The organism is Shinella sp. G-2 (assembly GCF_050172695.1).
GTDB lineage: Bacteria > Pseudomonadota > Alphaproteobacteria > Rhizobiales > Rhizobiaceae > Shinella.
Genome location: NZ_JBBEYH010000011.1, coordinates 69065 through 83602, shown reverse-complemented (window position 1 = coordinate 83602; position 14538 = coordinate 69065). Strand labels below are relative to the sequence as shown.

The following is a 14538-nucleotide window of genomic DNA, read 5'->3' as shown; positions in this document are numbered from 1 at the left end:
GAGGCCCGTCGCCTGAAGGCGACGGGCCGCCATCATGCGCATCAGAGCATCACGAACTCTCGTTTTTCAGCCCGAAGGGGACAATCTCGTAGCCTGCAACTTTCTGACGAAGAAGGTGTTTGAATGCAGCTACGACCTTCTCGGCTTTCTCCGAAACCTCTCCGACTGGACATCGCTGAAACGGGCCCGAAAAGCTGTGCCGGGCTATTCCCTGGCCGAGCTGCGGCAAACGGTCGATGCCCTTCTTGATATGTCCGTCGTCGTCGAGGAAGGAAGCGCGCTTGCCGCGCGCGAGCAGGCATTGAACACCCATTGGAGGTGGGGCCTTCCCGCCGCATTGATGCATTTCACGGTCCAGGACCCGGAATTCCTGTCGCTCGATCAGGCCGAGGACCTGCAGCGCCGCAAGCTTGCCGCAGATGGCGCAATACGCCTCTACGACGAAAACGATCCTTGCAAGAGCATCGAACTGCCGAAGGTCGCAGGCACGAACCCGCTTCTGAGACTGATGCAGGAGCGGCGGACCAGACGCCAGGGCAGCCATCGCGCGGTGCCTCTGTCAATTCTTTCCGAGTGTCTGTTTGCGGGCATGGGCATTACGGGAGAGACCGAAAACTGCGTCGGAAAACTTCCGCTCGGCATGACGCCGTCCGGCGGTGCACGCAATCCCTACGAAGCCTATGTCCTGGTCCGCAACGTCGAAGGGCTGGCCCCCGGCATCTACCATTATTCTGCAAAGCAACATTCCCTGGAGTGCCGGATGGCCGGCCCTGTTCCGTCGTTCTGCGAGCTGGTTGGAGGACAGGAATGGGCCGACACGATGCCGTGCATGGTGCTGCTTTGCGCCAAGATGGACCGCACGATGTGGAAATATGCCGATGCCAACGCCTACCGTGTCGTCATGATCGAGGCCGGACATATCGGGCAGAATGTCATGCTGGCCGCAACGCACCATGGTCTCACGGCCTGTCCGACGGCCGCGCTCCGCCACTCCTGGATTTCGGAACTCCTCGGCTGCGAAAATCCAACCCATGCGCCGGTCTATGCATTGACGCTCGGCTACCCGACCGACGCACCGGCACCGGGCGCGATGGCTCAATCCCTGTAAAGCCTTGCAATGGCCGCATCAGCGAGGATGCGAGGTCCGGCAGGTCGAGAGCGGCTGCCGCCTGTGAGGCCGTGCAGCGACTATTCGATGCGGCCAGCTAGGAGTTCAAGGGTAAGCCGGTCAGGTTCGCCGGCAAAGAAGCGTTCGAGCGCGCGCCGGAATTGTGCCCCTCCTCCCGCCCCTGCAGCCTCATTGAACAGCGTCATCGACGAGCGAAACTTCAGATCGTCGGGCGAGCCGAAAATCGCATGGGCGGAACGGTCGGGTATATCGAGAACCACGCGGGTCGCCTGCGCCAATCTGCCTGCTAGCACGGGATGCCGGAGATAGGCTCGAGCCTCCTCGATGGAGCCGAGACCATAGAATGTCGCAATGGAGGATCGTCCAAGCGCGCGCAGCTGCGGAAAGATGAACCACATCCAGTGGGTCTGCTTGCGCCCCGCCCTCAGCTCCGCGAGAACCGCATCGAAGACGGGATCCTGCGCCGCGACGAAGCGAGAAAGCTCGAAAGGGTCGTTTTCCGCCATCATCATCGCCATCGATTTCGAAATCGGACCGGCGGCCCACCGGCGCGGGTCGCCCACAGCCAGCCTTTCACGTTACGGGCGACGTGTCATCGTGTTCGTCTGGAAGGAGGCAGCGGCGTCAAGAGAGCCTTGAGCGCGAAATGCAGGCAGGATTTCGGTCTGTGGCGGGCCTGCCGGCCGCCACCCCATCTCGGTCTCGCAGAACGCTGTCGAAACGAGATGTCATGGATAAGTTCCGATAGTTGACTAATTTCCGAAAGTAAGGGACCCTTGGTATTATTCCTCCGCCAGGACCATCCGATGATCCGTCATACGAAGCATGAAGCCGAAGTAAGACTGTCCATGGGCGTCGCACGTATCGCAATGCGTGGCGGACGGACGCCGCAGGAGGCCATGCAGTCGGTCAGGAATCATCTTGACCTGATGAAGACCCTGGATCGTCCACGAACGCATGACGATGACACCGCGGCAACGTATCGCAAGCGCAGCGCGGCCGACTGAGGAAATTACTTCCGTGCCTGAGCGCGCGCCTCTTTACGGTCGAGGTCGCTGGACACCACCGCTGCCATTTCAATGAAATATGCAAGCTCGCCATCGCGCTGCTTGGCCTGAGCGGCCAGCTGGACCAACATCTGCGTGATGTAGCTGGCGCCTGAAGGTGCGTTGGAATTGACGGGTTTAGCGTCCAAATTCAACTTGTTAAGCATTTTTGGCCCCCGGGGTTGGTTGATAAGACTTCGACAGCCTCAACGATACAACAGGCCAAAGGTTGAGCAATTCTCATTAATCAATGATGAATATTTGCACGCAGAATGCGGTGTGAAAGACACCTTGCAACCGAGTGCACGCATTGATTAGAGAATCGTTAACAATCTTTCGCCGCATGCCGGGTGAGCGCAATCCCTGCCCAACCCGCTCAATCACGGATGCCACGACACCGCCCTTGGGCGGTGTCGCATGTCTTCTACCGTGGCAGGCTGTCTTCAGGCGCTTTTGCGAAACACGCCTTTCAAGCGAGCGAACCAGCCGGGCGAACCGGATTTGACCAGAACCTCCTCGCGAACAGGAGGCACAGTCTCCGCGTCCGCCGTCTTCCTGCGCGCACCGAGGGACAAGGTTGCCGCCGTTGCGAGTGCCAGCACTTTCGTCCCTTCGCTTTCACGCACGGCGAACAGCAGCTTCGCTTCGTCCTTGTCGATCAGCGCGCCCGTCACGGGGTCGAAGACCAATCCGGCCGCTGCCGATTTGCCGGACTTTCCATTCGACTTCGCCGGTTGCTGCTCCCCATGGACCGCCTTTCCGGTTGGAACCGGTACGGGATTGGCGCTGGGCACCGTCGTGTCCACCGCAATCCTCGTCCCGCTGGTCAGTTCCGCATTCATCAAGGCGATCTCGTCATGCTCCAGTCCAAGCAGGTGGCCGATCTCATGGCGAAGAACCGTCAGCAGGTCCACACCCTTGGTCACGAGGCCCTGCGAGAACTCGGCGTCGCTCGTCGGATCGGCGTCGATATACCAGCCCGCCCCGGCCGCCGTGATGTCGATCATGATCGTGTTGTCCCCGATGGCGCGCGCCAGTGTCGAGCCTTCGAGATCCTTCATGATGAGCGTCACGCCGGAAAGCCGTTCCAGATCGTCCGCCGACACGAGACCGCTTCGGCTCCAGTCGCCGAGCGCCGTCTGATAGAGACGCTGGAGACTTTCCTCCGCGATCGGCTCCGCCTGGACGTAGCTCGTCGACGAGAGCGCATTGTAGGAACTCTCGGCCAGCTTCAGGGCGCTTGAGAACTGCTGGTCATCCGTGGCAAGCCGGAAATTGTCGAAGCTTGCCTGTCCGGATATCACCATGACGCCGAAGGCGCCGTCGACCAGGGCCGCATTGAAGCCGAAGCTTGCGACATTTGCGCCATTCACGGCGATGCCAAGCCCGGCTCCCTGCATCGTTACCTTCAGGCGATAGGTCCGGTTCGACTCGAGCGTGAAGCTGTAGGCTCCGTCCACGACCATGCCGTCTTCCGAAGACGCATGGCCGACGATCACCCGATCGCCAGCAACATCCAGCGCCACGAACTTGTAATGCAGCGCGTCATAGCGGTCGAAAATGAAGCCGGCGGTTCCCGCCGTCAGAATATCGACTTCCATTTCGAGCGTGCTGTTTGCCAGCAGCCTGACGCCCAGGTCCACCGTCTGAACCGCTGGCGCCGTACCGTTGACGGTACCGGTCAAGCGGCCGGACGCTTCAAGCCAGCCGGAGGACTGGTTGACACGCGGCAGTTCCGCAACCGGCGGCGCGAAGTCGTCGGTCTGATTGATGGTCCAGGTTGGCGGCAGGACCTGGACACGGAAATTGTCCACTGTGCCCTTCGCCCCGTTCGAACCGACACCGACCATGCCGCCGTTCAGCGGAATCGGCTGGCCGTAATCGTCCAGGCGCGGCTTAAAGTTGTAGCTGAACCAGTTCACGCCGGCGACCTGCACGGTCACATTGTTCCCGTTCACCGCAACGAGGACGTCGTAGTTGGTGTTCGGCTTGATCTGGACCGGCTTGTTCGATTGAACGACGAAGTGCCACCCACTCGCATCCACGTAGCCCATCTCGATCTTGTTGGTCGAGATGTTGATGCCGGCGAACTTGAAGTCCACGTCGCTCTGGTAGTCGAAGATGATATAGCCGTTGGCTTTCCAATTACCGACGGGTTTCTCGAGATTGAACGTCGCCGTCACTTCGTAATAGGTCGGCAGATAGTCGTCGAGCAGGAAGACGCCCGACGCCGTCGTCCAGCCGTTCGGCGCGGAGACGCTCATCACACCGCTTGCGGCGGCAAACGCCCCGACATCCGCCTGGAAGCCGTTCAGCGTGCGGTCGTTGAAGTCGGCCGTGCGCAGGATATCGCGGCGTCCGCCGGGAATGTTGCCGGCCTGCGGGTCGGTCGGCGGTCCGGCCTGGTCCTGCCAGTAGCCATGGTCGCGCTGGGTCACCAGACCGATTTCACCATAGGGATCGCCCTGCTGCTGAATCACGTTGGAATAGCGCGATTCATGGTTCGGCCCGATGTCCGCCGTCCGGGTCATGTCGACACCGTCGGAGAAGGCCTGGGCAGCGAGGAAGTCCCAAAGCTGCGGCGGCACCTGGCGGCTGACCGTCGCGATACCGAACGGGCCGAAGGGCACGATGTACGAGTTGAACTCGCCCAGATGGTCGATCAGGCGATCGCCACCGGTATTGCCGATCAGGATATCGAGCCCCGCGCCACCGAAGACCCGGTCTTCCCAGATGCGGTGGGTTTCGGGCGCATTGTTGAGCCCGCCGGTCAGATCGTAGCTTGCGGCGCCGTTACCACCGGGAACACCCATCACGTCATCGGCATTGAGAAGGTCGTTGCCGAAGCCGCCATAGAGATGATCCCGGCCGGTGCCGCCGACGATCCAGTCATTGCCCATGTCGCCGAAAATCCGGTCATTGCCGTCGCTCGGACGGTAGACATAGGAGCTTTCGATGGGTGTGCCGTTCGGCTGGAATTGCGTGTAGCCGCCGACAAGTTCGCCCTCCGTATCCGGCGCATTCAGGAAGAATTGCTTCAACCCGGCCGGAGAACCCGATTTCCAGACCTGTCCGTCGTTGCGGAACAGGATCGTGCGGCGAGGATCGTATTCGTCGTAGAGCCAGAATTCACCGGTGCGCTGGCGCACGGGGGTCGGCTCGTTCCAGTGCGGGTCGCCGTCACCGAAGATCAGGATATCCGACGGGTTCCAAGGCCGGCTGAAGTCCGTGCGCACGAGCCCTGCGACCACGCCATTGACGAAGAGCTGGACATAGCTTTCGGGCAGCGCCTCGTGGCCACCGATCGCGTCGTCGCCCGCCCCGCCATGCAGGAAGTCGTCGCCGAGGCCGCCGAAGATCACGTCGTCGGCGAAGAGCGGGTTGTGCTGGGTCGGATTGGCCGAATAGACCGGCGCGAAAATCGAATCCGCATCGCTGTCGAAGGGCGTCAGATCGACCGACTTGACGATCGCGAATTCGACATTGATCAGTTCCTCCTGAACGTGGCCGGGCGTATACAGGAACTCGTTGATGACATTGCCCTGGCTGGTGCGCGTATCTGGATCGCTGGCGAGCAGGCTGTAGATGCCGAAGAGGTTCTCGGCATATTGCGTGCCATAGGCGCCGGTGCCCGTCATGCGCGTGTTGCGGCTCGTGAAGATCCGCCCGTCGTCGCCGAGCACACCGTCAATGCCGGTGCCGCCCGAAATCCAGTCAGAACCCCAGCCGCCGATGATGTCGTCGTTCTCCGCGTCGCCGAAGGCGATGTCATTGCCGGCACCGAGATAGATGGTGTCGTCGCCGGTCTCGCCATGCACCTCGTCGGCCCCGCCGATGTCGACCTTAGACCAGAAGCCGAGGGTATTGTTCCAACCCGCCCCCTTGCTTGCGCTGAGGAGATCGAAGAGAGCAGGCCGGAAATCCGGGCCGCCCGGCGTGTAGTCCAGAAGCGAGACGCCGCGGACAACCACGCGCTCGCCTCCCTCGGGCGTGTAATCGGCCACGAGCACGCCATTGACCGTCTGGCTGCGGTCATAGGCGAAGGAGAGGAACATGCCGTTCCGCGTGTTGTACAGCGCCTGGTAGATCGGACCGAACACCGCGGGGTTGGACAGCGGGATATTGTCGTCGGCAAGCAGATCGACACCGTTGACCCCGACGAGCCGGATGATGTCGGCATTGTCGCCGGCGATCGTGTCGGCATCGCGGGTATGACGCCCGGCCGCCGTCGTGCCGTCACCGGGAAGGTCGGCGTCGTTGCGGCTGATTTCCAGCCCGCCGCCGCCGAAGATCATGTCGCAGCCGTCCGGCCGGTATTCGCCCGAAACGAGGCTGAAGAAGCTCGACGAGCCGCCGACGAGATCATCCTGGCCGAGGCCACCGAAGATCGTGTCGCAGCCGCCACCGCCCTCGGCATAGTCGCTGCCGTCAGTGTTCTTCGTCTGCGAGGCGACCACCTTGAGTGCCCCGGTAGGATCGCCGACCTCGGCCATTTCGCGGGCTGCGCCGACACGCCCGGTCAGGGGTGTGAAGCCGCTCGTCGTGCCATTGCCACGGCTGGTGACGGAGCCTGCGATGGTGCCGTCGCCCTGGATGACGTCATTGCCAAGCTGACCGAACAGATAGTCGTTGCCTGCCCCGCCGGCGATATAGTCGTTGCCGAAGGAACCGGCACCGGTCAGCCCCGCCTCGACGGCGAAGTTGTGATACTCGGCATAGTCGATCTGATATTCCGACCACCAGGACGGGCCGTTCGGATCCCGGAAGTCCCGGGCGATCGGCTTGCCCTGCGCATCGCGCGAAACGAGGAGGACCCCGCTGTTGTCGCCCGTCACGGCATTGACGTCATAGCCAATGGAAACCGGTCGGTCGCTGCGCGAATACATCAGCGTGCCGGCAAGCGTCTGGAAGCGCAGGCTCTTGATATCGTCGTAGAGGCTGCCGTCCGCCCCGCCCATGCGACGCAGCTTGACATTGTCGCCGAAGATCAGGTCGTCGCCCACCCCACCGTCGATGGCGTCGTTACCGGCGCCGCCGATGAGGATGTCGTCGATTTCCGAGCCGAAGACCACGTCGTCGCCGCCGGTCTGTGCCTCCTTCGAGTTGATCTCCAGAACCGTCGACAGGAACGTGGTCTGGATCTTCTGGTCAAGCACGAACGGCCTGTTCGGATCGATGACCAGCTGGATCACTTCGCCGTGGTCGGCGAAGATGATGTCCGGCGTGCCGTCCGCGATGCCCGAACCGTTGCCTTCCATGCGGTCGGAACCCGCACCGGGAATGTTGACCCAGCCCGTTGCGCTCACCGGACGCTTGCCGAGCGGATCGCGGACCGGGCTTGCGACCGGCGCGAAGGTGCTGTCGGCCTTGGGCGTTGCCGGATTGACGCTCGGCGCGGGGCTGGCGTCCAGCGTCGCGATGGTCAGGCCACGCGTCAGGATGTCCACGTTCACGCCGCTGTCGCCATAGATATGATCCGTGCCGCGCTGGCCGATGATCGTATCGTTGCCCGAGCCGCCGGCGAGGTGGTCGCCGGTCTGCGAGCCGATGATCAGGTCGTCGCCCATGCCGCCATAGGCGGTGATGCCGACCGAGATCGTCGTCGCCGCATTCGCGACATTCGCAAACAGCGCCGAGGCGTCGATGATGTCATTGCCATGGAAGTCGAACGGGTTGGCGAGGGCGAAGACCCACTCGTCGTCCTCGTTCTCGCCGTCCGGCAGCCGCGGGAAGGCGTCGAACGGCTTTTCGCCGAATTCGAGGCCGAGCTGGTCGTAGCTGTGGCCGGAATACCAGATGCCGTCCTGGCTGGTATCGCCATAGATGACCAGCGGGCTGTTCGGCCCGCCGCCGCCGGTGACGACGAAGTGGTCGCCACCGATGCGCTGCCCGCCCGAGCGGGCGATGTCGTAGGTGGTGATCGTGAGGGTCGCCAGGCCATCCTCGTCACAGCAGCTTCCGAGAGCCGCATTCAGCAGCACGATCTCCGCGCCGTTGATCGAGGCGATCTGGAAGGCGCCGGCAAGACCTTCGATGAAGATCGTGTCGCCGGCCTTGAAGCCGAGGCTGGCCCATTGTGCGCCGCTGGTCAGGCGAACCACCGTCTGGAGCGTGGAATCGTTGCCGGGCACCAGCGCCTTGACCTCGATCTTGACCTCCTGGGTGATGGTCGTCTGGTAGGCGTCGGCAACATGGACGAGCATGTCCCGGGTCCCCGTCGTCAGCACGGCGCCACCGGTGCGCAGCGGATCGCTGAGGACCAGCATGGAGCCCTTGCCCCAGCTCTTGAAGGCATCCGCCGGACGCAGCGCCGGATTGGCGTCGCCGATGGAGACGATCGTACGGGTAAAGGCCTCCCCTTCGAGCTGCACCACCTGTCCGACCGCGAAACCGGCTTCCGAGAAGCTGCGGCCGTCGAGGCGGACGAGCTTGCGGGTCGCGGCATCGAAATTGAAGCTGCCGTCGGTATTGACCTGCAGGTTGCCGCCGCCATGCAGCACGGTCAGCCCGCCATGCGCGCCCTGGACCCAGAACAGGCCGTTCAGCGCGGTGTTTGCCGGCAGGTTGAGACCTTCGACCTCGATGGTCTTGCCGTCGTCGGAAATGGAGACGAGCCGCAGATCGATCCGCGTTCCGTCAGGCTTGTCGACATGGAACAGGTGACCGGCGAGGAAGCCGGCCTGTTTCCAGTTGGCGGGCAGGCTGCCCGCGCCGGTAATGCCGTCCCAACGGATCGTCGCAAGGCCGGCATTGACGCCCGTTACGGTCGTCTGGAGCAGCCAGGAGACATCCCGGTCCTCGGCCACCAGCTTGACGGAGCCGGAGACATTCACGCCGGCCGGCAAGGCCGTGGTGTCGAGGACGAGCAGCGAATTGTCGTTGGGATCGCGATAGGGCTGGCCCGTCGCCGGATCGATCTGGCCCAGTCCGTAGGCGAGCGCATCCTCGATGCCGATAATCCGGCCGAGCGATGTGCGCACGCCATTGGCGCCGACCACGAAGAGTTCCTGTCCGACGAGGAAGCCCTCGCCCTTCCAGTTGAAGCCCTGGCGGGTGACGACCAGTTTGTTGGCGAATTCCGGATGCAGCGCCGTTCCCCCGGTCAGGGAGGTGTAGCTCGGATCGGACCAGTTGATGAACTGGAACTTGTTTTCGGCCGAAACGTGCGGCGCGGGATTGAGCGTGCCTTCCACCTTCAGGAAGTCGTTGCCCTCGCCGAGCATGACGTTCACCACCTCGACCGTGCTGACCGATGTGTCGTTCGTCACGCCATTGGCGCCGAAATTGACCTTTCCGAAGCTGATGCCGCCGGAGAAGATCAGCGTCTGCGCGCCCTGGCCGTCCGGGCCTTCGCCGTAGAGCGGACCGCTCACATTGGCGAAGACGAGATCCGGTCCCATGCCGAACCCGCGCAACGTCGTGTCGGTGAGAACGCCTGACGTGTCGGCCTTCGAGCCGTCATTGTAGATGTTGAGTACATCGATCTGCTGACTTTCCGGCGGCTGCGTGCCGATCGCGATCAGGAAGGCATCCTTTTCGCCCGGCAGCTTGACGCCGTTGGTCAGCGAGCGGTCGGCACCGGCCGGCCCGCCTTCCACCGCCAAGGGCCCGCGAATGTTGGACAGACGATGCGCCTGGACGGGGAAGATCTTCACGCCTTCGCGGGTCGTCGGCACCTCGTAGTAGGAATCGGCCGTCAGCTGCACGGTCTGAAGGGTGGCGTAATTGCCCGGCGTGAATGTCGCGACGACGGCGATGCGGGTCACGGTGACGTTCACATTGCCCTGAAGCCAGGATGTATCGGCACCGGCGAAGTTGACGCTCGGATCGAGCGTGAACTGCAGGGAATGATCCTGCGTGCCGTTGAAGCCGCGAATGATCGCGATCTTCGCGTCGATGAAGTTGGCCCCGTTGCTGATGCGCACACGCTGCCCTTCGACGAAGCCCTCCTTGAGCCAGCCCTTGATGCCGAAATGCGCATCCAGGGACGGGTTGAGGATATTCGTCACCTCGGCTTCGAGCCGCACGAGACGCCATGCGCCATCGACCAGATCAAGACGCACCTGGCCGGACCAGGTTTCGAGCTCGATCATCCGGGACAGAATGACATTCTGCACGGATGTACCGCTGAGGCCTGTGCTGAGATTGAGCGTCAGCGACCCTTCGCTGACGGAGACGACCTCGTAAACCGTCGGTCCTTCACCGATCCGCAGAAGATCGCCAGCCTTCCAGCCTTCGGCCAGGAAGCTGCCCAGATCGCTGCCGGCGCCGCGCGTCAGCACGGCCCCTGCAAAGTCGATCGTTCCGTTGAAGACCTGAACCGGGCGCAGCCCGCCGATCTCCTTGTAGGACGAGCCGACGATCTGTTCGCCCGCATCGTTGAAGTCGCCATCGCCATTGCGGTCGATGGCCGTCACGTCGGCAAGGCCGTCCGTCAGGATCGCGACGTCCACATTGGCCGTCGGTGCCTTCGTCAGGCGCAGGCGATACCAATCGGACACGGTTTCATTCGCCCCGGTGGAAAGATCGTCCGGGATCAGGACCGTGTCGCGGCCCACTTCCAGCACGACCGCGCCTGCCGTCTCGTTGTCGATCACCTCGACCGACAGGAGCCCGGTGCCCGAGCGCAGATTCGGGAAGGCGAAGTCGCCATTCACGTCAAGCGTCTGGAGACCGTTGGCCGTCTGCTTGGCAACCGTCGCCCCGGCAACGTTGCCAAGGGTGACGCCCGTTGCAGCAATGCTCAGCTTGGCGATGACACCGCCCGTCGCAAAGCCGGTAATGGTCGCGACGGTTCCACCTGGGATGCCGGCAATGCCGTTGAGGATGACGGTCTGGCCGATCTCGAAGCCCTTCGAGGCCCAGCTTGCCGATTGCAGCGAAATCGACACCCTGTCGACGGCGCCGTCCTTCCATGTGCCGATGGTCATGTCCTGCGTGACGCTGGCGACATTGAGGCCAAAGCCGATGGCCACGGTCTCGGGATCTTCGCGCACGTCGTCGTCACGGGCCTCAAGCGTCAGGATGACGTCGTCGTTCCAGTTCGAGGCGTCGAAACGCAGCGTCATGTTGGTGGCGTTGAAACGACCGTCGCCCGAGGTGATCTTGATCGCCTTGTCCGCAAGGTCGGCCAGCAGCGCATCGCCGGTCAGCCCGCCCAGATTGAGCTTGACGACGATGACGTCGCCGATTTCCGGCGCACGGGTGAGCTGGACCGAAATGCGATCCTTCAGGCCCGTGCCGTCGCCTTCGACCAGCAGCGTACGGCCGTCCTCGATGTCGAGGATCGGGTCGAGCTGCGTTACCAGCACGCCGGGCGTGTCGTTGTCGCGCAGCTGAACCTCGACATTGCGCACGTCGATGCCGTCATAGAGAGCCAGCGGCGAGATGACGGAATGCTGGATGACGACCACCCGGTCGCCCTCGGCGCGTTCGTCGTCCACGGCATGGACGTAGACCTTCTCGCCGGTTTTCCAGTTCGAGGCGTCGAAGCGCAGAACGATGGCGCGGTTCGGCACATAGATGGTTTGCCCGTCGATCACCACGGCATGGAGGAACTCGCCGTCCGCCGCGCTCTCCAGCGGCACGACGCCAAGCATCTGGAGCGTGTCGGTGGAGACGCCGCCGGGGGTGTAGCTCGAAGACAGCCAGAAGGTGTCCGCCTTGCCGTTCGGCAGCGGGGACGGATTGGCAAAGGTGCCATCCCGTTCCTCCTGCGGCGAACGGGCGGCCGATACCGTCACATAGACGACCTGGTTGCCCGTCAGCTCGCGAGCGAGGCGGACAACATAGCTGTCGACCGGATCGGACCCTTCGCGCACGGCCGTGAAGCCGTCGCTGCCCTCGTCGACCACGACGAGGCCCTGGCCGTTCTTCGTGACATTGTAGTCGAGACCGTCGATCACCGTGCCGTCGTAGAGAACGTCGTCCGACCGGACGAGATGGTCGACGGCGCCGGAAACGCCCTCCAGTTCGCGTGTGATGATATCGGCGGTAATGTCGCCGGCCACGTTGATCAGGTCGGAGCCGAGGCCGCCGATCACGCGATAGGCAACGCCGAAGGCGGTGGATTGAACGAAGAACTGGTCGTCGCCTTCAAGGCCGTCCACTTCGACCACCTCGATCGTGCTGTAGCGCACATTGAGGCCGGCCCCGAAGATGCCCTGCGCGGTGATGACGATATCGTCGGCGAACTCCGTGCCGAGGATGACCAGCTTGTCGAAGCCCGTGCCGCCATCGACGGAAACCGGTGCGTTGACATTGTAGCGAACCTCGTCCTGGCCCCCGCCGGCGCGGATGTCGGGCGCCTGCGCGACCGAGAATCCAAGCCCGATCTGCGGCTTGGCCACGCCATCCTTGTCGAGCACGATCACGTCGTCGGCCGTATTGTTCAGCGTCTTGTAGACGTCGAGATAGTTGATCCCGCCGTCGTTGTTGAGGTCGATGTTATGGGCCTTCTGGTAGGCAAGGCCGGCGTCGAGATCGGCCTGGTTGATCTTGCCGTCGCCGTTCCAGTCAAAGTCCGTCGTCGCCGCGATGGCGAAGGCCCGGACGATGAAGAGGTCGTTGTCGTCGTCACCCTCCAGCCGAAGCTCCGACTGGTTGGAATAGACACGGAACTGATCATTGCCAGTGCCGCCCTGGACGAGCATCGGTGCGGAGGAGCCGCGGCTCAGCCAGCCGCGGGTCGTCGGGCGAAGATCCGGGAACTGGTCCTGCGGCAGAAGGTTGCCGTCGGCCGTATTGCGGTTGGAGCCGAAAATCTGGCCGATCTGGAACGTATCGTCGCCGGCACCGCCGTCGAGCGTCGCGATAACCGTCGTATCGTCGGAGAAGAAGGCGTCGTTACCGCCCCTGCCCTCCACGGTCAGCCGGCCGTTGAGGGCCGTGTCATAGCTGATGCGCTGGACCTCCCTGGAATCCTCGTTCCCCGTCAGGACGTCCTGGTATTCGTTGAGCGTACCATGCAGCAGCGCGACATAACCGGGCCGGTCGGCCGTTTCATGCGGCAGATAGGCGGCCGCGCGCAGCAGGAAGATGTCGTTGCCGTCACGGCCGAAAATGTCGAGCGTGTCGACGCCGTCATTCTCTTCGCCCGTGTCGAGCACGTTGATGATGTAGTTGCGCGGATCCCCCTGCGAACCCAGCGTGTAGACCTGGTAGGAGTCGGTATCCGACTGGCCGTCCAGCGTCAGCGTGTGTTCGGCCAGAACGCTCATGTCATAGACGGATGTCGGGAGGGCCGCTCCCGTTGTGTAGGGCGTCACGACGAAGCCGACCGTCGTCATGGCCGGCGCGGTCTGCGCGGCCGCATCCTGCAGGTAGTAGACCTTGAAGCTGTCCTCGCCGTCATTGCGGTCGTTCGGGTTCGCATAGGCGTTGAACGTGGCGCTGGCGCTGCCATAGACCCGCGTCTTGGAGCCGATGAAGACATAGCCGGCATCGCCCCAGTTGGTGCCACCGGCCGCGCCACTCGCATCGCCGAACTGGAAGAAGTCGGTGTCGGCATTGCCGAAGATCCGCGTCAGGCGGTCGGCCGGCGTCACGCCGACCGCGCTGCCGTTCGGCCGCCAGGTCCCGATCGGGCGATCGCTCGAGGTTCCGCCGGGCACGCCCGCGGACAGGTTGCCGGCCACGACCATGATGGCGCCGGCGATGAGCTGGCCACGCAGAAGGATATGCGTGCCAAAGCCCGCATCGCTGTTGGCATAGTCGCCGTAGATGTCGATCCCCTTGCCTGCGACGATAGCCGAGTTCTGGTGCGTCTCGACATCATCGCCGACCCTGAGGGTGACGGAGCCCGTCTCGGCAAGAATGAGCCCATGCGGCAAGGGTCTGAGGGCGTCGAAATGGTTCGCAGGCCCCGTCGTGTTGTCTTCGGCAAAGCGGGCACTACCGCTCTTGACCAGTTGAAGATCTTCGGCGGTGGACGTTGCGGACGCGGACTCGCGCACGGTCAGGACGATGTTGCCGAAGTAGGTATGGGCGAGCACAAGGCGCAGTTCGCCCGCAACCTCCGTAAGCCAGATGTTCTGGGTCGCCTCGAGCGCCACGTCGTCGATATCCGCCGCCAGATCGGCCACCGCGACAAGCCCGTTGCGGCTGTCGATTTCCAGGTCGTCATTGGCTTCACCGATGCTGGCATTCGCACCATTGGCGTCCAGGTCGACGGTCAGCGCGATGATATTGGCCAGGTCGTCGTTGAGCGCGTCGATGATCGAACCCGAGACCGTGCGCAGCGAGACATCGTTGATCGAATGAACGGTGTGAAGGCGCAGGTCGCCGGCAATCTCATCCAGGAAGATACCGTCGGTGGAGGTTGCCGTCTTGTCATAGGCTCTCAGCACCCCGGTGCCGAAGTTT

5 protein-coding genes (1 of these 5 running past the window's edge) are annotated in these 14538 nt (G+C 63.1%); 2 read left to right on the top strand and 3 right to left on the bottom strand.

Translation table 11 applies throughout. The annotated features are described in order from the left end of the window. The first annotated feature begins 34 nt into the window (after positions 1–34). Positions 35–1108 (top strand): SagB/ThcOx family dehydrogenase, encoded by a 1074-nt coding sequence (locus V8U06_RS17555; protein WP_427141754.1) that lies wholly within the window; start codon positions 35–37, stop codon positions 1106–1108. An 80-nt stretch (positions 1109–1188) separates the two neighbouring features. On the opposite strand, the gene V8U06_RS17550 is transcribed toward V8U06_RS17555, so the two are convergent. Continuing rightward, positions 1189–1647, bottom strand: coding sequence for a DUF1810 domain-containing protein (locus V8U06_RS17550; protein ID WP_427141753.1), 459 nt, complete (start codon positions 1645–1647; stop codon positions 1189–1191). A gap of 288 nt (positions 1648–1935) precedes the next feature. Between V8U06_RS17550 and V8U06_RS17545 the strand changes: the two genes are divergently transcribed. After that, positions 1936–2136, top strand: coding sequence for a hypothetical protein (locus V8U06_RS17545; RefSeq protein ID WP_427141752.1), 201 nt, complete (start codon positions 1936–1938; stop codon positions 2134–2136). Positions 2137–2141: 5 nt separating this feature from the next. Here V8U06_RS17545 and V8U06_RS17540 read toward each other — a convergent pair whose 3' ends face one another. After that, positions 2142–2342 (bottom strand): hypothetical protein, encoded by a 201-nt coding sequence (locus V8U06_RS17540; RefSeq protein WP_427141751.1) that lies wholly within the window; start codon positions 2340–2342, stop codon positions 2142–2144. Between the two features lie 276 nt (positions 2343–2618). Continuing rightward, on the bottom strand, positions 2619–14538 hold the end of the coding sequence (locus tag V8U06_RS17535) for an LEPR-XLL domain-containing protein (RefSeq protein ID WP_427141750.1). The gene runs 18092 nt beyond the window's last position; the window shows 11920 of its 30012 coding nt (coding positions 18093–30012); its start codon lies off the right edge, out of view; its stop codon occupies positions 2619–2621.

Excerpts from the sequence above, each read along its gene's own strand:
- V8U06_RS17555 (WP_427141754.1), top strand. The coding sequence starts at position 35 with ATGCGCATCAGAGCATCACGAACTCTCGTTTTTCAGCCCGAAGGGGAC.
- V8U06_RS17550 (WP_427141753.1), bottom strand. The coding sequence starts at position 1,647 with ATGGCGATGATGATGGCGGAAAACGACCCTTTCGAGCTTTCTCGCTTC.
- V8U06_RS17545 (WP_427141752.1), top strand. The coding sequence starts at position 1,936 with ATGATCCGTCATACGAAGCATGAAGCCGAAGTAAGACTGTCCATGGGC.
- V8U06_RS17540 (WP_427141751.1), bottom strand. The coding sequence starts at position 2,342 with ATGCTTAACAAGTTGAATTTGGACGCTAAACCCGTCAATTCCAACGCA.